This window comes from Terrabacter koreensis, assembly GCF_054783315.1.
In genome coordinates, this window is record NZ_BAAGQU010000005.1 from 588,232 (window position 1) to 608,555 (window position 20,324).

The window sequence follows — 20,324 nt, forward strand, 5'->3', positions numbered from 1 at the left end:
AACGGGTCCTTCCCTCAGTGCGGCCGCGTCGGCGACGCGACCGAAGTCCCCACCCGTCGCGACGTGCCGGGGCACGTCCTGCAGGTGCACTGCTCGCGTGCACCACACACGCCTGCGGCGCGCTCGTCGGGCGTACGGCCACTCTACGTGCCGTGCGCCTGCGACGGGATGCCGATCGGACCGGTTCCGCCGCCCTGCTGACGCGGTGCCGACGCTGGTGCCAACGCGGTGGCGAAGCTCCGAATCCGCAGGCGCGAGAGTGACCGTGGCGCGGAGTCAGGGGAGGTTCCACGCCACGGCCGAGGTGTGGGTACCCACACCTGAGGAACGGGTGGGGTTATCGGCGGGTTCCCGTCGCGCCGGACCGGGGGTGCGCGCGTCGGGAGGACGTTCAGCTGAACTGCCAGGAGCGCTTGGACAGGCCGAACCAGAAGCCGTCGATGACGCTCTTGTTGTCGAGTCCGCCGGACTCGTACGCGGCCCCGAGCGTGACGAAGAGGGGTGCGAAGTGCTCGGTGCGCGGGTGCGCCTCGTGCGCGGCCGGGGCCTTGTCGAGGAAGTCGAGCAGGCTGTCGACGTCCTTGGCCTTCATGGCCTCCTGTGCCCAGTGGTCGAACTCGGCGCTCGCCCGGGGCGGCAGCGCGTCGGCGCCGGCGCGCGGGTTGAACCAGCGCAGGTTGTGGGTGGTAAAGCCCGAGCCGACGATCATCGTGCCCTGCTCGCGCAACGGGGCGAGGCGGCGGCCGATCTCGAAGAGGCCGCGCGGGTCGAGCGTCGGCATCGACATCTGGAGCACCGGCACGTCGGCCTCGGGAAACATCTCCTTGAGGGGCACGTAGGCGCCGTGGTCGAGGCCGCGGGCCTCGTCGCGGTGGACCTGGTGACCGGGCCAGGTGAGCAGCTTGGTCACGTCGTCGGCGAGGCCGGGCGCGGCCGGTGCGTCGTAGGTGACCTCGTAGTACTTCTGCGGGAACCCCCAGAAGTCGTACGTGAGGGGGGCGCCGGACGTGGAGCCGAGCGTCGTGGGTGCGTCCTCCCAGTGGGCCGAGACCATGAGCACGCTCTCGGGCTTGGGCAGGTCGGAGGACCACTCGGCGAGCTGGGCCGTCCAGCGCTCGTCGTCGGCGAGCGGCGGCGCGCCGTGGCTCAGGTAGAGGACGGGGGCGGTGGTCATGAGGGGTCCTTCCGGCGTTTGGTTGAACAATAAACTATCACGTCCAACGTGGCCCTGCCCGCCATCATTCCCCAGCACGTATGCCGTGTGGTCACCTTTGAGGACCCGCCGCCGGCGGGCCCTTCGGCCCTGTCGAGGGGCAGGCAGGAGGGGCAAGGCTGGGGCGATGAACGAGATGCGCACCGTCGAGCTGACCGAACAGCCCACCGCCGTCCTGCGCGCGACGGTGCCGATGGACCAGCTGCCCGCCTTCTTCGCGCGTGCCTTCGCGGCGACGGCAGCGGTGATCGCGAAGCAGGGCCAGGCCCCGGCCGGACCGCCCTTCGGGCTCTACCATGGCCTGCCGTCGTCGTCCGTCGACGTCGAGGCCGGCTTCCCCGTCGGGACCCCCGTCGTGCCCGACGGCGAGGTGGCGCCGGGCGTGCTGCCGGGTGGGCGGGCCGTCGAGGCCGTGCACGTCGGGCCCTACGACACCATGGGCGAGACCTACGGCCGGGTCGAGCAGTGGATGGCCGGCCGACGACTGGCCCGCGGTCCCGTCGTCTGGGAGAGCTACCTCAGCGACCCGGAGCGCGAGCCCGACCCTGCCACCTGGCGCACCGTCATCCACTGGCCCGTCTCCTGACCGGAGGGCGCTCCCGAACCGCCGCCACCAGCGTCCCGGCGGTCGCTGGAGGTCACCGACCGGGCTCACCTCGTGACACGGCATACGCTCCCTCCTGCGGATGTCTGGGCGACCTTCCCGGCGCGGGCTGTTACGGTCGGTCCGCGTCCACGCAGGAGCAGCGACGAATCCGCTGCACGTGTGATGCGGGAAGTTGAAGGTGCACCATGGCCGCTGGCAAGGGCCGCAAGCTCGTCATCGTCGAGTCGCCCGCGAAGGCGAAGACGATCGCCGGTTACCTCGGAGGTGAGTTCGAGGTCGAGGCCTCGGTGGGCCACATCCGTGACCTGCCCAACCCGTCCGAGCTGCCCGCCGACATGAAGAAGGGCCCGTTCGGCAAGTTCGCCGTCGACGTCGAGAACGGCTTCGAGCCCTACTACGTCGTCGACCCCGACAAGAAGAAGAAGGTCGCCGAGCTCAAGCGTCTCCTCAAGGACTCCAGCGAGCTCTACCTCGCCACCGATGAGGACCGCGAGGGCGAGGCCATCGCGTGGCACCTGCTCGAGGCGCTCAAGCCGCGAGTTCCCGTGAAGCGCATGGTCTTCCACGAGATCACCCGCGAGGCGATCCAGCGGGCGGTCAACGACACCCGTGAGATCGACACCGCGATGGTCGACGCCCAGGAGACCCGCCGCATCCTCGACCGCCTCTACGGCTACGAGGTCAGCCCGGTGCTGTGGCGCAAGGTCCGCCAGGGACTTTCCGCCGGCCGCGTCCAGTCCGTCGCGACCCGCATGGTCGTCGAGCGCGAGCGCGAGCGCATGGCGTTCGTCCGCGCCTCCTACTGGGACGTCGAGGGCGACTTCACGCCCGACGGCGCGAGCCAGCAGTTCACCGCTCGCCTCGCGGCGGTCGACGGCGCCCGCGTCGCGACCGGTCGCGACTTCGCCGACGACGGCAGCCTGACGGGCAAGGGGGTCGTGCACCTCGACGAGGCGCTCGCGACCCGCATCGCCGAGGCCTGCCTGCCGCAGCGCGCCCGCGTCACCGACGTCCAGGAGAAGCCGTACACCCGTCGCCCGTCGGCGCCGTTCACCACGTCGACGCTCCAGCAGGAGGCCTCGCGCAAGCTGCGGCTGAGCTCGAAGAACGCGATGCGCGTCGCGCAGCGGCTCTACGAGAACGGCTACATCACCTACATGCGTACCGACAGCACGACGCTGTCGGACGCCGCGACCACCGCGGCGCGCAGCCAGGCCCGCGACATGTACGGCGCCGAGTACGTGCCCGACAGCCCGCGCCGCTACGAGAAGAAGGTCAAGAACGCCCAGGAGGCGCACGAGGCCATCCGCCCCGCCGGTGACCGCTTCCGCTCGCCCGCCCAGGTCGCGGGCGAGCTGCGCGGCGAGGAGTTCGCGCTCTACGAGCTGATCTGGAAGCGCACCGTCGCCTCGCAGATGGCCGACGCGCGCGGCTCGACCGCCACCGTCCGGCTCGCCGTCGACACCGCTGTCGAGGGCGCACAGACCGTCGAGTTCAGCGCCAGCGGCACGGTCATCACGTTCAAGGGCTTCCTCGCCGCCTACGAGGAGGGGCGCGACGACGAGGCCGCCGCGAAGGCCGACGCCGCCGCCGAGGAGCGCCGCCTGCCCAAGCTGAGCGCCGGCGTGCCGCTCGAGGTCGTGCGTGCCGAGGCCGACGGACACGAGACCAGCCCGCCCGCGCGCTACACCGAGGCCACCCTCGTCAAGGCGATGGAGGAGCGCGGTATCGGCCGCCCGTCCACGTACGCCGCGACGATCGGCACCATCCAGGACCGCGGCTACGTCTTCACCAAGGGGCAGGCGCTCGTGCCGACGTGGCTCGCCTTCGCGGTGACGCGGCTGCTCGAGGAGCACTTCGGCAGTCTCGTCGACTACGAGTTCACCGCCTCGATGGAGGAGGACCTCGACCGCATCGCCAACGGCGACGAGGGCCGGGTCGCCTGGCTCAAGCGCTTCTACTTCGGTGAGGAGGCGACGAGCGGCGCCGGGCTCAAGAGCCTCGTCGACGACCTCGGCGAGATCGACGCCAAGGAGATCAGCACGATCCCGATCGGCAAGGGCATGGTCGTGCGCGTCGGCCGCTACGGCCCCTATGTCGAGGAGGTCGCGCCCGCCGGGGTCGACCTCTCGACGGGCGAGGTCGCCGACGGCGCCGACGTGTCGGGCACCCCGCGGCGCGCGACGATCACCGACGACATCGCGCCCGACGAGATGACGCCCGAGAAGGCGCGCGAGCTGCTCGAGGTCGCGGCCGACGACGGCAAGGTGCTCGGCCAGGACCCCGAGACCGGCCGCGACATCGTGGCCCGGGCCGGCCGCTACGGCCCCTACGTCACCGAGGTCATCGACGACGACGAGGCGCCCTCCGGCGACAAGCCCAAGGGGCGCAAGGCCGCGAAGGTCAAGCCGCGCACGGCGTCGCTCTTCAAGGACATGGAGCTCTCGACGCTCACGATCGACGACGCGTTGAAGCTGCTCTCGCTGCCCCGCGTCGTCGGCGCCGACGCCGAGGGTGTCGAGATCACGGCGCAGAACGGCCGCTACGGGCCCTACCTCAAGAAGGGCACCGACTCGCGGTCGCTGACCACCGAGCAGCAGCTCTTCGACATCACGCTCGAGGAGGCGCTGGCGATCTACGCCCAGCCCAAGCAGCGTGGCCGCGCCGCAGCCGCCCCGCCGCTCAAGGAGCTCGGCGCCGACCCCGTCAGCGGAAGGCCGGTCGTCGTGAAGGACGGCCGCTTCGGCCCGTACGTCACCGACGGCGAGACGAACGCGACGCTGCGCAAGGACGACGACCCCGCGTCGATCACGCCCGAGCGCGGCTTCGAGCTGCTCGCCGAGAAGCGGGCTAAGGGCCCGACCACCCGCAAGCGTGCCGTGAAGAAGACGGCGAAGAAGACGACGACGAAGAAGGCGACGGCGAAGAAGGCGACGACGCGCAAGACGTCCGCCAAGAAGTCCTGACCCGCTCTCCCGATCGAAAGAACACTCCGTCCTCGTACGCGTGGCCGCGCGGTCGTGCTCGCAGGGGACGGAGTGTTCTTTCGATCTCCGGGGGATTGGCCCATTGCGTATGCCGCCGAGTGGCCCTCCCGGTCCCCCCGGGCCTCGCGCTACGGTCACGTCGTGACCACCATCCGAGCCCTCGGGGACGACGACCGGCAGCGGTGGGAGGAGCTGTTCCGCGCGTACATCGCCTTCTACGAGCGCGAGCTCGACCAAGCGGCATACGACAGGGCGTGGCGTGAGTTCGTCTCCGGCGCAAGGATGCACGCGCGCTTGGCGGTCGTGGACGGCGTCGTCGTCGGCCTCACCCACTTCCTCGTGCACCCCAGCACGTCCGGTCCGGACGTCTGCTACCTGCAGGACCTCTTCACCGCTCCCGAGGCGCGCGGTCGCGGCGTCGGGCGGGCGCTCATCGAGGCCGTCGCCGACTGGGCGCGCGGACAGGGTTGCGGCCGCGTCTACTGGCAGACCCACGAGACGAACGCGACCGCGCGACGGCTCTACGACGAGGTCGCCGTGCGCGACGGCTTCCTCGTCTACCGGCTGCCGCTCTGACCGTCGGCGGGCGGTGAGAGGCTGACGGCATGGCAACCGTGGTCTTCGTCCATGCCCATCCCGACGACGAGGCGTCGCAGACGGCCGGGTCGATGGCCCGCGCCGTCAGCGAGGGGCACCGGGTCGTCCTCGTCGTCGCGACGAACGGCGACCACGGCGACGCACCCGACGACCTCGCCGAGGGCGAGACGGTCGTCCACCGACGCCGCGCCGAGGCGGCCGCGTCCAACGAGGTCATCGGCACCCACCGGGTCGCGTGGCTCGACTACGCCGACTCCGGCATGACCGGGTGGGCCCAGAACGACCACGAGCTGAGCTTCACCCGCGCCGACACCGAGCAGGCGGCCCGGAGGCTCGCGGGGATCCTTCGCGAGGAGGACGCCGACGTCGTCGTCGGCTACGACTGGCACGGTGGCTACGGCCACCCCGACCACGTCAAGGTGCACGCCGTCACCAAGCGGGCGGCCGAGATCGCCGGCACGCCGCGCTACCTCGAGAGCTCGATGAACCGCACGGCGATGATCCGCTCGCACGAGGCCGCGCTCGCGGCCGGGCAGGACGTCGGCGACTGGGACCCCCGCGCGCCGATGGACGACGGCAACCCGCTCGGCAGCCTCGAGGAGGAGCTGCACTGGGCCTGCGACGTCGGGGAGTTCCTCGAGGTCAAGCGCTCGGCGCTCAAGGCCCACGCCAGCCAGTCCGACGCCCAGGGCATGCTCCAGATGCCCGAGGACTGGTTCACCCAGGGCTTCTCGTGGGAGCACTACATCGAGCCCGGCCGGCCTGACGGCATGGTCGTCGGGTGGTTCCTCGACAACGAGACCGTCGGGTAACCTACTCGCGGTAACAACGCCGTTCTGCACCGGAGGTCCACCCATGCCCGACATCGACTTCACCACCGCCAGCGCCGACGAGCTCGCCGCCGTCGAGCCGGGTGACTTCATCCGCATCGTCAAGGAGATGTCCGACAAGGACGTCAAGCAGGTGATGGAGAGCGCCAACCGCGAGCCGATCGTCGCGGCGATCTTCTCCCGCATGCCCGAGCTCTTCCGCGCCGACCGCGCAGGCACGACGACGGCCACCACGCACTGGAGCATCACCGGCCGCCCCGACGGCGGCGCCGACGAGTGGACCGTGCGCTTCGCCGACGGCACCTGCACCACGCTGCCCGGTCACGACGGCGACTCCACCCTCTCGCTCGCGATGTCGCCCGTCGACTTCACCAAGGTCATCACCAAGAGCGGCAACCCGGTGATGATGTTCATGACCGGCAAGATCAAGGCGAAGGGCGACCTCGGTCTCGCCGCCAACATCGCGAACTTCTTCGACATCCCCAAGGCCTGAGGCGCCGGTCGTGGCCGAGTTCTCCCTCGCCCTGGACGACGACCAGACCGAGATCCGCGACTGGGTGCACGGCTTCGCCGCCGACGTCGTGCGCCCGGCCGCCGCGGAGTGGGACGCCCGCGAGGAGACGCCCTGGCCGGTCATCCAGGAGGCCGCGAAGAACGGCCTCTACGGCTTCGAGTTCCTCGCCCAGTGCTGGTCCGACCCCACCGGCATCTCGATCAACCTCGCCAACGAGGAGCTCTTCTGGGGTGACGCCGGCATCGGCATGTCGATCTTCGGCACCACCCTCGCGGTGGCCGCGATCTATGGCTCGGGCACCCCCGACCAGATGGTCGAGTGGCTGCCCCAGTGCTACGGCGACGCCGACGACCCGAAGCTCGCCGCCTTCGCCACGACCGAGCCGCAGGCCGGCTCCGACGTCGGCGCCATGCGCACCCGAGCCCGCTACGACGAGGCGACCGACGAGTGGGTGATCAACGGGCAGAAGGCCTACATCACCAATGGCGGCATCGCCAACATCCACGTCGTCACCGCGGTGGTCGACCCCGAGCTCGGCTCCCGAGGGCAGGCGGCGTTCGTCGTGCCGCCGGGCACTGCTGGGCTCGTGGGCGCCAAGAAGCTGCGCAAGCTGGGGCTGCGGGCCTCGCACACCGCCGACGTCTTCCTCGACGACGTGCGCGTGCCGGGCTCGTGCCTGCTCGGCGGCAAGGAGAAGCTCGACGAGCGTCTCGCCCGGGCGCGCGAGGGCGGGTCGTCCAGTGGTCAGGCGGCGATGCGCACCTTCGAGATCTCACGGCCCACGGTGGGGGCGCAGGCGATCGGGATCGCCCGGGCGGCATACGAGTACGCCCTCGACTACGCCAAGGAGCGCGTCGCGTTCGGACGCCCCATCATCGAGAACCAGGCGATCGCGTTCGCCCTCGCCGACATGCGCACCGAGATCGACGCCGCGCGGCTGCTCGTGTGGCGGGCGTCGTGGATGGGCCGCACCAACCAGCCGTTCACGGCGGCCGAGGGCTCGATGAGCAAGCTCAAGGCGGGCGAGGTGGCGGTCGCGGTCACCGACAAGGCGGTGCAGATCCTCGGGGGCGCCGGCTACGTCACCGACCACCCCGTCGAGCGGTGGTCGCGCGACGCGAAGATCTACACGATCTTCGAGGGCACCAGCGAGATCCAGCGCATCGTCATCGCCCGCGCCATCAGCGGCGTCCGCATCCACTAGCCGCTTCGCCCACGTGTCAAGGGCCGGTTCTCGTGGCGAGAACCGGCCCTTCCCACGTCGACTTCCGCTAGACGACCAGGTCGAGGAGCATGACCAGGACGAGGCCGGTCACCGACAGGATCGTCTCCATCACCGACCAGGTCTTGATGGTCTGGCCGACCTTGAGGCCGAAGTACTCCTTGACCAGCCAGAAGCCGGCGTCGTTGACGTGCGAGAAGAACACCGAGCCGGCGCCGATCGCGAGCACCATGAGCGAGACCTCGGTGGTCGACATGTTGGCTGCCAGCGGCGCGAGGATGCCGGAGGCCGTGACGGTGGCGACGGTGGCCGAGCCGGTGGCGAGGCGGATGAAGACGGCCACGAGCCAGGCGAGCAGCAGGACCGACAGGCCGCTCTGGGCGATCCAGTCGGCCACGAGCTGGCCGATGCCGGTGTCGACGAGGGTCTGCTTGAAGCCGCCGCCGGCCGCGACGATGAGGATGATCCCGGCGATCGGGCCGAGCGAGGACTCGAGCGACGTGCCGACCTGCTTGATGCCCATGCCGGCGCCGCGGCCGAGGGTGAACATCGCGAGGATCACGGCGATGAGCAGCGCGATGAGCGGCGTGCCGAGGAAGTCGAGCACGACGCGGACGGGCGTGTCCTTGGGCGCGAGGATGTCGGCCAGGGCCTTGCCCATCATGAGGACCACGGGCGTGAGGACGGTGAGCATCGTGACGCCGAACGAGGGCCGCGGGCCGTTCTCGGTGTCGCGCGACTCGAACAGCTCGGGGGCGGGCACGTCGACCCAGCGGCCGGCGATGCGGGCGAACCACGGACCGGCGACGGCGATGGTGGGGATCGCCACGAGGATGCCGAGGCCCAGGGTGACGCCGAGGTCGGCCTTGAGGGCGTCGATGGCCACGAGGGGGCCCGGGTGCGGGGGCACGAGTCCGTGCATGGCCGAGAGGCCGGCGAGGGCCGGGATGCCGACGCGCACGAGCGACAGGCCCGAGCGGCGGGCCACGAGGAAGATCACCGGCATGAGCAGCACGAGGCCGATCTCGAAGAACATCGGCAGGCCGATGATCGCGCCGACGCCCGCCATCGCCCACGGCAGGCTGCGGGCGGAGCTGCGGCCGATGATGGTGTCGACGATCTCGTCGGCGCCGCCCGAGTCGGCGAGCAGCTTGCCGAACATCGCGCCCAGCGCGATGAGGATGCCGACGCCGGCTGCGGTGCTGCCGAAGCCCTTGGTGTAGCTGTCGAGCACGTCGGACATCGAGACGCCCGCCACCCCGCCGACGGTGAGCGACCCGAGCGTCAGGGCGAGGAACGGGTGCAGCTTGAAGCGCACGATGAGCACGACGAGCACGGCGATGCCGAGCAGCGCTGCGGGGACGAGCCGCCCCGCCGGGATGTCAGGAGGGGTGTCGGCGGCGACCGCCGACAGGGGCAGGAGGGACAGGAGGTCGGTCGTCATCTGCGGGTCTCTTCCGGGTTGTCGGCGTCGCCGCCGGCGCTGGGCGTGGAGGTGGGGGTGGAGGTGGGGGTGGGGTTCGACGGATCGGTGGCGGGGCCGGGCTGCACGAGGCCGACCGACTGCGTCACGAGCTCGTCGACCGCCTGGTCGACGTCGAGCACCGAGCCGCGCTCGTCGTGCTCGAGCGGCTCGAGGGTCGCGAACTGCGACTCGACGAGGGCCGCGGGCATGAAGTGGCCGGGGCGGCCTGCGACGCGGGCAGCGATGACCTGTGGCGTGCCGTGCAGGTGGATGAAGTACGCCTGCGGTGCAGCGGCCGTGAGGACCTCGCGGTAGGCGCGTCGCAGGGCAGAGCAGCTGACGACGCCGCCGGTATCGGCGTGCGCGGCGAGCCACTCGCCGATGATCGCGAGCCAGGGGCCGCGGTCGTCGTCGGTGAGGGGGATGCCGGCGGACATCTTGTCGATGTTGGCCTGCGGGTGGAAGTCGTCGGCGTCCGCGAAGGGGACGCGCAGGCGCTGGGCCAGGGCCGCGCCGACCGTGGTCTTGCCAGAGCCCGAGACGCCCATGACGACGACCAGGGGCGGGGGGTGGTGCTGGGGTTTCGATGTCGTCTGCTGCGACATGGTCCGTGACTCCTTCGTCCGGCTCGATCGCTCTCATCGTCGAGTCGCAGGAGCCAGAGTGCAGCAAGAAGGGCGTCTTATCAAGTCATGTGGGCAAACAAAGCATCTTTAATATGTCAACGGTCGCAGCACGGCGGTCGTGTGGGAGGCTGTGGCCGTGCCCGACGCCCCCCGCCCCGCGCTCCACGCGAGCGTCCTCGACACGCTCGGACGCGAGATCGTCTCGGGTGACCTGCCGGCCGGGACGGTGCTGCGCATCGACCAGCTCGACGAGCGCCACGGCGTGTCCCGGTCGGTCGTGCGTGAGGCGGTGCGGGTGCTCGACTCGATGGGCCTGGTCGAGGCGCGCAAGCGCCTGGGCGTACGCGTGCTGCCGAGCTCGTCGTGGAACGTGTTCGACCCGCGGGTGATCCGGTGGCGTCTGGACGGCCCGGGGCGTGAGGAGCAGCTGCTGTCGCTGGGTGACCTGCGGCGCGGGATCGAGCCGGTGGCGGCCGAGCTGGCGGCGGCGCACGCGAGCCCGGAGCAGTGCGGGGCGATGGTCGGGGCGGTGGTGCAGATGGCGGTGCATGCGAAGTCCGGGGATCTCGAGGCGTACCTGCGGGCCGACCAGCTGTTCCACGCGACGTTGCTCGCGGCCTCGGGCAACGAGATGCTCGCCGCGCTCGGTGACGTCGTCGGCGAGGTGCTCGCCGGCCGCACGCACCACGACCTCATGCCGAGCACGCCGAACCCCGTCGCGGTGCGCCTCCACGGTGACGTCGCGGAGGCCGTCCAGTCGGGCGACGGCGCTGCCGCGTCCGCCGCGATGCAGGCGATCATCGCCGAGGCGAGCGACGCCCTGCGCGACCCGGACGCGTAGTCGCCACCCCGCCTCCAGCGCGTCGCGTGGCCCCATCTCCGCTGGGCGTCCAGACAGCAGAGTGCCCACTCGGCTGGGTGAGCCGAGTGGGCACTCTGACAGGCGGGAGGTGGCTCAGGCGAGCGAGTCGATGATCGAGTTGAACGTCTTCGACGGGCGCATCACCGTGGCGACCTTGTCGGCGTCGGGGCGGTAGTAGCCACCGATGTCGACGGGGTGGCCCTGCGCGTCGACGAGCTCCTGGGAGATCGTCTCGATGTTGTCCGACAGGGTCTGGGCGACCGGCGCGAACGTCTCGGCGAGCGCGGCGTCGTCGGTCTGCTTCGCGAGCTCCTGGGCCCAGTAGAGGGCGAGCCACACGTGGCTGCCCCGGTTGTCGATCTGCCCGACCTTGCGGGCCGGTCCCTTGTTCTCGTCGAGCAGGGTGCCCGTCGCGCGGTCGAGGGCCTCGCCGAGGACCTTGGCCCGGGCGTTGCCGGTGACACCGGCGAGGTGCTCGAACGAGACTGCGAGAGCGAGGAACTCGCCGAGGCTGTCCCAGCGGAGGTAGTTCTCCTTGACGAGCTGCTGCACGTGCTTCGGGGCCGAGCCGCCCGCGCCGGTCTCGAAGAGGCCACCGCCGTTGATGAGCGGAACGACCGAGAGCATCTTGGCCGAGGTGCCGAGCTCGAGGATCGGGAAGAGGTCGGTGAGGTAGTCGCGCAGCACGTTGCCGGTGACCGAGATGGTGTCCTCACCCTTGCGGATGCGGCCCAGGGAGAAGGCGATCGCGTCGGTCGGCTTGAGGATCTGGATGTCGAGCCCCTCGGTGTCGTGCTCCTTCAGGTACTCCTCGACCTTGCCGATGAGGTTGGCGTCGTGCGCACGGTCGGCGTCGAGCCAGAACACGGCGGGGGAGCCCGTGGCGCGGGCGCGGGTGACGGCGAGCTTGACCCAGTCGCGGATCGGCACGTCCTTGGTCTGGCAGGCGCGCCAGATGTCGCCGGCCGAGACGGCGTGCTCGATGAGCGCGTTGCCCGAGCCGTCGACGATGCGCACGGTGCCGTCGGCGGGGATCTCGAACGTCTTGTCGTGGCTGCCGTACTCCTCGGCGGCCTGCGCCATGAGGCCGACGTTCGGCACCGAGCCCATGGTGGCCGGGTCGTAGGCGCCGTTGGCGCGGCAGTCGTCGATGACGACCTGGTAGATGCCGGCGTACGAGCTGTCGGGCAGCACGGCGAGCGTGTCGGCCTCGTCGCCCTCGGCGTTCCACATGTGGCCCGAGGTGCGGATCATCGCGGGCATCGACGCGTCGACGATGACGTCGCTCGGCACGTGCAGGTTGGTGATGCCCTTGTCGGAGTCGACCATCGCGATGGCCGGGCCCTCCTCGAAGCCCTTCTTCACCGCGGCCTCGACCTCGGCGCGCTGGTCGGCGGGCAGGCCCTCGACGGCCTTGAGGACGGCGCCGAGGCCGTCGTTGGGGGAGGCTCCGACCGAGGCCAGCTCGGCGGCATACGCCTGGAAGACCTCGGGGAAGAAGGCGCGCACGACGTGGCCGAAGATGATCGGGTCGGAGACCTTCATCATCGTGGCCTTGAGGTGCACCGAGAAGAGCACGTCCTCCGCCTTGGCGCGGGCGACCTGCTCGGAGAGGAACTCGCGCAGCTTCGCGACGTCCATGAAGGTGGCGTCGACGACCTCGCCCGCGAGGACCGGGATCGACTCCTTGAGCACGGTCGTCTGCCCGTCGGCGCCGACGAGCTCGACGCGGAGCGTGTCGTCGTCCGTGATGACGACGGACTTCTCGTTGTGGCGGAAGTCGTGCTCGCCCATGGTGGCGACGTTGGTCTTCGAGTCGGCGGTCCAGGCGCCCATCGAGTGCGGGTGCTTGCGCGCGTAGCTCTTGACCGACGCGGGAGCGCGGCGGTCGGAGTTGCCTTCGCGCAGAACGGGGTTGACCGCCGACCCCTTGACCTTGTCGTATGCCGCCCGGGCCGCCTTCTCGGCGTCGGTGGTCGGGTTGTCGGGGTAGTCGGGCAGGTCGTAGCCGGCGGCCTGCAGCTCGGCGACCGCGGCCTTGAGCTGCGGGATCGAGGCCGAGATGTTGGGCAGCTTGATGATGTTCGCCTCGGGCGTCTTCGCGAGCTCACCGAGCTCGGCCAGGGCGTCCCCGATGCGCTGCTCCGGCTTCAGGGCTTCGGGGAAGCCGGCGATGATGCGGCCCGAGAGCGAGATGTCGCGCGTCTCGACGTCGACGCCGGCCTGCTTGGCGAAGGCCGAGACGATCGGCAGCAGCGAGGCCGTGGCCAGGGCGGGCGCCTCGTCCGTGTGCGTGTAGATGATTGTCGAGTCCAACGCTGGTGCTCCGTTCGGGTTGCGGGTCGTGCCGAGATCCGAGAAGAGGATCCGAATAAATCTTGATGTCAAGATAACGGATCGGTCGCGGCCGTGGGGCCGCCGTCCCATCCTGCCGGGGTGCTCTGCGCCACGCCAGAGAGCCCGGCCTAGGGTGGAGCGGGTGAGCACCAGCCCCGACAGCGCCGTCGAGCCGGCCCCCACCGCCGACCCCGCGCCGGCCCTCGACCCGTCCACCTCACGGCACCTGCACCACCTCCTCGCCACGGAGCAGCGAACGAACCGGCTGCCCTCCGTCGCGGCCGGCCTCGTGCGGGGCGGCGGCCTCGTGTGGTCCGACGCGGTGGGCACCCTCGACGGGAGGGAGGGCGGCGAGGCTGCCGACACCGACACGCAGTACCGCATGGGGTCGATCACCAAGACCTTCGTGGCCGTCGCGGTCATGCGGCTGCGCGACCAGGGACGTCTCGACCTCACCGACCACCTCGACGACCACGTGCCCGGCTCACAGCTCGGCCGCGCGACGATCGCCCAGCTGCTGTCGCACGGCGGTGGCGTCCAGGCCGAGACGAACGGCCCGTGGTGGGAGCGGACGCCGGGCGACGACTGGGACGAGCTCGTGAATTCGTCTGTGGCGCAACGCTTCCGGGCCGGTCGACGCTTCCACTACACCAACGTCGGCTTCGCGGCGCTCGGCGAGGTCGTGGCCCGGGCCAACGGTGCGGACTGGTTCGACGTCATCCGGCGCGACCTGCTCGCACCGTTGGGGATGACGCGCACCACGACCCGGCCGACGGGCAAGGCCGCGCAGGGTCTCGCGGTCCACCCCTTCGCCGACGTGCTGCTGCCCGAGCCCGAGCACGACGCCGGCGCGATGGCCCCCGCCGGCCAGCTGTGGACGACCGTCCAGGATCTCTCGCGCTGGGCCGCCTTCGCGGGCGGTGACACGGGCGAGGTGCTCTCGAAGGGCACGCTCGACGAGATGTACGAGCCGCACACCGTCGCCGACAACCCCGGCCTGCCGTGGACGGTCGCCCACGGGCTCGGCTGGCAGGTCTGGAACCTCGAGGGCACCCGGTATGCCGGTCACGGCGGCTCGATGCCCGGCTTCCTCGCCGGACTGCGCGTCGCGGTCGAGTCGGGTGACGGCGTCGTCGTGATGGCCAACTCGACGTCCGGCATGGGCACCATCGGTCCCGACCTGCTCGCTGCGCTCGCCGAGCGCGAACCGCTGACACCCCAGCCGTGGCACGCCGCGGGCGACCGGGGTGTGCTCGAGCTCGTCGGCACGTGGCACTGGGGGCCGTCGGTGTCGGTCGCGAAGGCAGTGGGGGAGCACCTGGTCCTCGGCGAGCCGGGGCAGGGGCGCGGCTCGAGGTTCGCCCCGGCGGGCACCGACGAGTGGGTCGGCCTCGACGGTTACTACACCGGCGAGCCGTTGCGCGTCGTCCGGGCGGGCGACGGCACGCCCTCGCACCTCGACCTCGCCTCGTTCCGCTTCACGCGCACCCCGTACGACCCAGCGGCCGACGTGCCCGGCGGCGTCGACGAGGCCGGTTGGCGATAGTGCCCCGCCCCGACCTGTCCGCGCTGACCTGGCCGCGGCGCACCGACCGCCTCGTCCTGCGCCCGCTCACGCCCGACGACGTCGACGCGGTCCTGGCCTACCGCGGTCTGCCCGAGGTCGTGGTGCACCTGAGCCACGGCGTGCTCGACCGTGAGCAGGTCACGGCCCGTATCGCCGACCGCATCGCCCGGGGGCTCCCGGGCGCCGGGAACCCACTGCTCGGCCTCGCCGTCGCGGATCCGCGGACGGGCCGGGTCGTCGGCGACGTGATGCTCCGGCTCGAGCCGAGCCACAGCATCGGCCCGGTCACCGACGAGTGGGAGGGCACCATCGGCTACGCGCTGCACCCCGACGTGCACGGCCGCGGCCTCGCCGCCGAAGCGGCTGCCGCGCTGCTCGCCATCGGCTTCCGCGACCTGGGGCTGCGACGGATCACCGCCGACGCGTATGCCGACAACGTCGCCTCCAACCGCGTACTGCACCGCATCGGCATGCGGCTCGAGTCGACGAGCGTCGCGACGTCGCTGGGCAAGGACGGCACGTGGCTCGACGACAACACGTGGGCGCTGCTCCGTGAGGAGTGGCGTGGATGACGGATTCATGACGGGCGCATGACGAACTCCTGACGGACGCCGCCGGCGTGAGCGAGATCACGCTCGGACGAACCGGGACGCACTGGGGCGCAAGCGTTTCCACGTAACACCGCTCATGGCGGAAGCACAGGAAAGCCCAGCGGCGAGAGGTGTCCCCGCCCATTCTGGAGGGGTCCACTGGTTCACCCCGGGGGACTCCGGGGCGGGGTGGCTGAGTGCGGGGAGAGTTCGCCATGGGAGGTCGCAGAGGGGCAGATGCGGGCGTGTCGAGGCGCACGTTCGTCAAGGCAGTCGGGGGTGCAGGAATCGGGTTCGCGCTGTACGCGTACCTGCCGGGAGGCGAGAAGGTGGCCGTGGCCCAGGTGCCCGGGGGGACCCTGGACCCGGCCACCATCCCGAAGTTCACCACCCCGCTCGTCATCCCACCGGTGATGGCGCGAGCGGGGACCATCAAGCAGGCCTCGGGCCCGCCCGTCGACTACTACGAGATCTCGCTGCGCCAGTTCAGGCAGCAGATCCTTCCCGCGGGCCTTCCCGCGACGACCGTGTGGGGCTACGGCGCGCTGTCGTCGGACAGCAAGCAGGGAGTGCTGCTGCACCACGCGCCCTGCCCGACGATCGAGGCGGAGCACGGTCGGCCGGTGCGGGTGAAGTGGGTCAACGAGCTCGTCGACGGCCAGGGCCGCTACCTGCCGCACCTGCTCACGGTCGACCCCACCCTGCACTGGGCGAACCCGCCGGGCGGGACGGCCGGCCGGGACTCGCGACCGGTCTTCAAGCGGACGCCGGGCCCGTACACCGGACCGGTGCCGATGGTGGTGCACCTGCACGGGGCCGTCGGCGTCGGTGACGAGAGCGACGGCTACCCGGAGGCGTGGTTCCTGCCGGCCGCGACCAACCTTCCCAGCGGGTACGCCGCGAGAGGCACCTGGTACGACTTCTTCGCGGGCAAGGCGAAGGCCGGCTATGGCGCCACGTGGGGTCCCGGCTACTCCGTCTTCCAGTACCCGAACCCCGACCGCGCGTCGACGAAGTGGTTCCACGACCACACCCTCGGGATGACGCGGGTCAACGTGTATGCCGGCGGCGCCGGGTTCTACCTCATCCGCGGTGGGCCGGACGGCGACGGAGCGGTGCGCGACGCCAAGACGGGGAGGGCTGCGGTGCTGCCCGGCCCGGCCCCGAGCAAGGCCGACGGGTTCCCGACGACGAAGCGCTACTACGAGATCCCGATCGCCATCCAGGACCGGGCGTTCAACGCCGACGGATCGCTCTTCTACCCGGACTCGCGCGTCTTCTTCGACGGCATCGTGCGCCCGTACATCCCGAAGGGCACGTTCTCGCCGTTCTGGAACCCGGAGTTCTTCGGCAACGCGCTCATGGTCAACGGCCGTACGTGGCCCTACCTGGACGTCGAGAAGCGGCGCTACCGGTTCCGGGTCCTGAACGGCTGCCAGTCGCGCTTCCTGATCCTCGACTTCCAGAAGATCCCGGGCGTCAAGGTGTGGATGATCGGCAACGAGGGCGGCTTCCTGGCCCTGTCGGTCGACCTGACGTCGGGCCACGCGAACCGCCTGCTCATGGGGCTGGCCGAGCGCGCCGACCTCATCGTCGACTTCACCGGGGTGCCGGCGGGCAGGTACGTCCTGCGCAACGTCGGCCCGGACGAGCCCTTCGGTGGCGGTGAGCCGAGCCTCCCGGACGAGCCCGGCGACTTCGACGTCGCCGACCCCGAGAGCACCGGGCTCGTCATGGAGTTCCGGGTGGGGCCGGCCACGAGCGCCGACCTGTCCACCCCGGGTGAGGACCTGCAGCTGCCCGCGGTGGCCGCGCTGCCCGCCGAGCAGCGGTCGCGCAAGCTGGCGCTCATCGAGCTGGCCGACGTCGGTGCGGACGCGGCGGGGGCAAGGGTCGAGGGCCCCATCGAGGGCGCCCTGGGCGTGGTGCACGACGGCATGGCGATGGAGCACGAGTGGATGCACCCGGTGACCGAGGACCCTGGCGTGGGCGACACGGAGGTGTGGGAGATCCACAACACGACGGCCGACGCGCACCCCATCCACCTGCACCAGGTGGCTTTCGAGGTCGTCGAACGGCAGCCGCTGCTCCTCGCGGGCGAGGAGGTCGTACAGCCGATGGTGGTCGTCGGTGAGCCGACGGGGCCCGAGGCGTGGGAGTCGGGCGTCAAGGACACGGTGACCTCGTATCCCGGACAGGTGACGCGCCTGCGTGCGCACTTCGAACGGCCCGGCCAGTTCGTCTGGCACTGCCACATCCTCGAGCACGAGGACAACGAGATGATGCGGCCCTTCCGGATCGGGCCCGTGCAGCCGGGGCAGCCCGGCTAGCCGAAGCCGTCCACCCCCGGGTCATGGCAACGACTCCCACCGACACCGGTCTGTCGGTGGGAGTCGCGGCTCGGTGCGAGCGTCGAGCCCGGCTGGGAGGAAGGAGGCCGCGCGCCGGAAGGGAGTCCGACGCGCGGCCCCACCCGCCTCGGCCGGTTGGGGAGGGGGATCGGCCGAGACGCCGGAGGCCCGCCTGGGGGGCAGCAGGTCTCCGCGAGGTGTCCGTCCGAGGGGATTTCAGGAAGTGCGGACAAGGGGGTCGACAGGCGTTTCAGTTGGAGCGCCGGACGGTTCGTCGACGGATCTCGAGACGTCGGCCCGAACTTTCCGACACCGAGATTGAAGATCTTTGCCGAGTGTTTGTCAAGAGTTTGTAGAGGGTTGACTCCGGGGGTTCGAACCCGGCTTGACCCCGTCGAGGTGGTGCCCCTACGCGCGGGTCGCCGCCCGGTTGGAGGTCCTGTCCAGGCCGCTGTCCGACGCCTCGGACCCCGGGCCCGGGGCGCCCGTCTGCGCCGCCGTGCCAGGGCCCACGGGGTGCGGCCGCCGCGGCCACCAGAACCGGTCGCCGAGCACGATGCCGATCGCCGGCACGAGCAGGGTGCGCACCACGAGGGTGTCGAGCAGGACGCCGATGCAGATGATGACGCCGATCTGCGCCAGCACCACGAGCGGCAGCACGCCGAGCACTGCGAAGACGGCCGCGAGCAGGATGCCGGCGCTCGTGATGACGCCACCGGTGGCAGCCAGGCCGCGCAGCATGCCGGCGCGTGAGCCGTGCGTGCGCGACTCCTCCCGGGCGCGGGTGACGAGGAAGATGTTGTAGTCGACGCCGAGCGCCACCAGGAAGACGAACGCGAAGAGCGGCGCACTGTCGTCGAGGGCCGAGAAGTGGAAGACCTTGGTGAAGATCCACCACGAGGCACCGACGCTCGCCAGGTAGGTCGCGACGACGGTCGTCACGAGGACGATGGGCGCGACGACCGAGCGGAGGAGCAGTCCCAGGGCCAGCAGGACGAGGCCCAGCACCAGCGGGAGGATGACGAACCGGTCGCGTGAGGACGCCTCGGCCTGGTCGAGGGCCACCGCCTCGGTGCCGCCGACGTGCGTCTGCGCGATGGGCGCGACCGCGGCGCGGAGGGCGCGCACGGCCTGGGTGGCCTCCTCGGTCCCGGGTGCCGCCGAGATGACGGCGTCGACCTCGGTCACGCCGCTGCCGGTGTTGACGACGCGGGCGCTCGCGACCCCCTCGACCCCGGCGGCCGCGGTGCGCACCCGCTCGGCGTCGCCCGTGGTCACGATGACCGCAGGGTCGGCGCTGCCGGCCGGGAAGGACCGGGCGAGGCGCTCGCCGGCCGCGATGGCCTCGGGCTTCTGCAGGAACTGGTCGGACTGCTTGAGCCCGGTGTCGACCGCGAAGAGCCCGGCGGCCATCGCCGCGAGGATCACGAGCGTCACGCCGATGACGCGCTTCGGGTGCGCCGCGACCCGGTCCCCGACGCGCCGCCAGAGGGAGTGGCCGTCGGCGAGGGCGTCCTCACCGACGTGGGGGACCTTCGGCCAGAAGACCCAGCGGCCGAAGCAGACGAGGGCGGCCGGAAGGACCACGAGCACGAAGGCGGCGGCGACGACGACGCCGACGGCGCAGGCGACGCCGAGCCCGCGGGTCGCGGGGAACAGCGAGAGGGCCAGCGTGAGCAGGCCGACGACGACGGTGACGGCACTGGAGAGCACAGCCTCTGCCGTACGCCGCAGGGCCAGGGACATGGCCTCACGCCGGTCGTCGTGGCGGCGCAGCTCGTCGCGGTAGCGCGAGATGAGGAGGAGGGCGTAGTCGGTGCCGGCGCCGAAGACGAGGACGGAGAGGATGCCGATCGTCGACTCGTCCCAGACGAGGCCGAAGGCGGAGAGCACGTGGGTGGCGACGACGGCCGAGAGGCGGTCGGCCACACCGACGACGATGAGCGGCACGAGCCAGAGCACGGGGCTGCGGTAGGTGATCACGAGCAGCAGCGCGACGACCGAGGCGGTCGCGATGAGCAGTCGGGTGTTGGCGCCGTCGAAGACCTTCGCGAGGTCCGCCTGGACCGCTGCGGGGCCGGTGACCTGAGCCGTGACCCCGTCGGGCAGGCCCTGCTTGGCGGTGCTGCGGATGTCGGCCACGGCTTTGGAGGTGTCCGTCGCGCTCTCGGCGGCGACGGGCACGACGGCGAGGGCGGCGCTGCCGTCGTCGCTGCGCTGGAGCGGGATGCGCCCGCCGCCCGGCAGCTCACGGGCCCGCGTCTCGATGGCTGCCACGTCGGCGGTGCTCAGCCGGCCGCCTTCTCGGGTGAAGAGCACGACGGCGGTGGATCCCTTCGCCTCCGGGAGGCGCTCGCGCAGCTGGGCTGCCTTCGCGCTGTCGGAGTCGACGGGCAGCTGGTCGGTGGATGCAGCGGTGCGCGTCGCCTCGCCGAGGGCGCTCGTGACGCCCATGGCGCCGGCGAGCGCGAGAATGACGATGGCGATGGCCCACCACCGCCGCACGATGGTGTCGGTCAGACCCCGCACGAGAGACCTCCGGGTTAGGATGAGTAA

General features: G+C 71.3%; 15 protein-coding genes. 10 read left to right on the forward strand and 5 right to left on the reverse strand.

Annotated features, from left to right (window positions below):
- Window positions 1-391: 391 nt before the first annotated feature.
- The gene (locus ACYVNR_RS14965; RefSeq protein ID WP_461048972.1) at window positions 392-1,174 is read right to left on the reverse strand and encodes a dioxygenase family protein; all 783 of its coding nucleotides are present in this window, start codon (window positions 1,172-1,174) and stop codon (window positions 392-394) included.
- 166 nt (window positions 1,175-1,340) lie between these two features.
- Here ACYVNR_RS14965 and ACYVNR_RS14970 point away from each other — a divergent pair, with 166 nt between their 5' ends.
- From ACYVNR_RS14970 to ACYVNR_RS14995, 6 genes are all read left to right on the forward strand, one after another.
- Complete coding sequence (locus tag ACYVNR_RS14970; RefSeq protein WP_461048974.1) at window positions 1,341-1,799, forward strand: GyrI-like domain-containing protein; 459 nt, start codon at window positions 1,341-1,343, stop codon at window positions 1,797-1,799.
- A gap of 206 nt (window positions 1,800-2,005) precedes the next feature.
- Window positions 2,006-4,786 carry a type I DNA topoisomerase gene (gene topA / locus ACYVNR_RS14975; RefSeq protein ID WP_461048976.1) on the forward strand — a complete coding sequence of 927 codons (2,781 nt, stop codon included), beginning with the start codon at window positions 2,006-2,008 and terminating at the stop codon, window positions 4,784-4,786.
- A gap of 162 nt (window positions 4,787-4,948) precedes the next feature.
- Window positions 4,949-5,383, forward strand: coding sequence for a GNAT family N-acetyltransferase (locus tag ACYVNR_RS14980; RefSeq protein ID WP_461048978.1), 435 nt, complete (start codon window positions 4,949-4,951; stop codon window positions 5,381-5,383).
- Between the two features lie 29 nt (window positions 5,384-5,412).
- Window positions 5,413-6,216 (forward strand): PIG-L deacetylase family protein, encoded by an 804-nt coding sequence (locus tag ACYVNR_RS14985; RefSeq protein WP_461048980.1) that lies wholly within the window; start codon window positions 5,413-5,415, stop codon window positions 6,214-6,216.
- Window positions 6,217-6,259: 43 nt separating this feature from the next.
- Window positions 6,260-6,727, forward strand: a complete 468-nt coding sequence (locus tag ACYVNR_RS14990) for an SCP2 sterol-binding domain-containing protein (RefSeq protein ID WP_045190608.1) — start codon at window positions 6,260-6,262, stop codon at window positions 6,725-6,727.
- 10 nt (window positions 6,728-6,737) lie between these two features.
- Window positions 6,738-7,952 (forward strand): acyl-CoA dehydrogenase family protein, encoded by a 1,215-nt coding sequence (locus ACYVNR_RS14995; RefSeq protein WP_461048982.1) that lies wholly within the window; start codon window positions 6,738-6,740, stop codon window positions 7,950-7,952.
- A gap of 67 nt (window positions 7,953-8,019) precedes the next feature.
- On the opposite strand, the gene ACYVNR_RS15000 is transcribed toward ACYVNR_RS14995, so the two are convergent.
- Together ACYVNR_RS15000 and ACYVNR_RS15005 are read right to left on the reverse strand one after the other, a co-directional pair.
- The gene (locus ACYVNR_RS15000) at window positions 8,020-9,414 is read right to left on the reverse strand and encodes a GntP family permease (protein WP_045190606.1); all 1,395 of its coding nucleotides are present in this window, start codon (window positions 9,412-9,414) and stop codon (window positions 8,020-8,022) included.
- Window positions 9,411-10,040 (reverse strand): gluconokinase, encoded by a 630-nt coding sequence (locus ACYVNR_RS15005; RefSeq protein WP_461048984.1) that lies wholly within the window; start codon window positions 10,038-10,040, stop codon window positions 9,411-9,413. The genes ACYVNR_RS15000 and ACYVNR_RS15005 overlap by 4 nt, the downstream gene beginning before the upstream one ends.
- Before the next feature lie 157 nt (window positions 10,041-10,197).
- Here ACYVNR_RS15005 and ACYVNR_RS15010 point away from each other — a divergent pair, with 157 nt between their 5' ends.
- A complete protein-coding gene (locus ACYVNR_RS15010; protein ID WP_458801834.1) occupies window positions 10,198-10,902 on the forward strand; it encodes a FadR/GntR family transcriptional regulator in 705 nt (234 codons plus the stop codon).
- A gap of 114 nt (window positions 10,903-11,016) precedes the next feature.
- Here the strand turns inward: ACYVNR_RS15010 and ACYVNR_RS15015 are convergent, their stop codons facing one another.
- Window positions 11,017-13,239 carry an NADP-dependent isocitrate dehydrogenase gene (locus ACYVNR_RS15015; protein WP_461048987.1) on the reverse strand — a complete coding sequence of 741 codons (2,223 nt, stop codon included), beginning with the start codon at window positions 13,237-13,239 and terminating at the stop codon, window positions 11,017-11,019.
- 163 nt (window positions 13,240-13,402) lie between these two features.
- Here ACYVNR_RS15015 and ACYVNR_RS15020 point away from each other — a divergent pair, with 163 nt between their 5' ends.
- The 3 genes from ACYVNR_RS15020 (at window position 13,403) to ACYVNR_RS15030 (ending at window position 17,747) form a co-directional block, all read left to right on the forward strand.
- Complete coding sequence (locus ACYVNR_RS15020) at window positions 13,403-14,806, forward strand: serine hydrolase domain-containing protein (protein WP_461048989.1); 1,404 nt, start codon at window positions 13,403-13,405, stop codon at window positions 14,804-14,806.
- Window positions 14,806-15,399 carry a GNAT family N-acetyltransferase gene (locus ACYVNR_RS15025; RefSeq protein WP_461048991.1) on the forward strand — a complete coding sequence of 198 codons (594 nt, stop codon included), beginning with the start codon at window positions 14,806-14,808 and terminating at the stop codon, window positions 15,397-15,399. Before ACYVNR_RS15020 ends, ACYVNR_RS15025 begins: the two co-directional genes overlap by 1 nt.
- A gap of 263 nt (window positions 15,400-15,662) precedes the next feature.
- The gene (locus tag ACYVNR_RS15030; RefSeq protein WP_461048993.1) at window positions 15,663-17,747 is read left to right on the forward strand and encodes a multicopper oxidase family protein; all 2,085 of its coding nucleotides are present in this window, start codon (window positions 15,663-15,665) and stop codon (window positions 17,745-17,747) included.
- Window positions 17,748-18,176: 429 nt separating this feature from the next.
- Here the strand turns inward: ACYVNR_RS15030 and ACYVNR_RS15035 are convergent, their stop codons facing one another.
- Window positions 18,177-20,297, reverse strand: a complete 2,121-nt coding sequence (locus ACYVNR_RS15035) for an MMPL family transporter (RefSeq protein WP_461048995.1) — start codon at window positions 20,295-20,297, stop codon at window positions 18,177-18,179.
- Between the last annotated feature and the right edge of the window lie 27 nt (window positions 20,298-20,324).

Bases quoted from the DNA above. Each gene is read 5' to 3' on its own strand.
- ACYVNR_RS14965 (WP_461048972.1), bottom strand. From the start codon at position 1,174: ATGACCACCGCCCCCGTCCTCTACCTGAGCCACGGCGCGCCGCCGCTC.
- ACYVNR_RS14970 (WP_461048974.1), top strand. From the start codon at position 1,341: ATGAACGAGATGCGCACCGTCGAGCTGACCGAACAGCCCACCGCCGTC.
- topA (WP_461048976.1), top strand. From the start codon at position 2,006: ATGGCCGCTGGCAAGGGCCGCAAGCTCGTCATCGTCGAGTCGCCCGCG.
- ACYVNR_RS14985 (WP_461048980.1), top strand. From the start codon at position 5,413: ATGGCAACCGTGGTCTTCGTCCATGCCCATCCCGACGACGAGGCGTCG.
- ACYVNR_RS14990 (WP_045190608.1), top strand. From the start codon at position 6,260: ATGCCCGACATCGACTTCACCACCGCCAGCGCCGACGAGCTCGCCGCC.
- ACYVNR_RS15000 (WP_045190606.1), bottom strand. From the start codon at position 9,414: ATGACGACCGACCTCCTGTCCCTCCTGCCCCTGTCGGCGGTCGCCGCC.
- ACYVNR_RS15005 (WP_461048984.1), bottom strand. From the start codon at position 10,040: ATGTCGCAGCAGACGACATCGAAACCCCAGCACCACCCCCCGCCCCTG.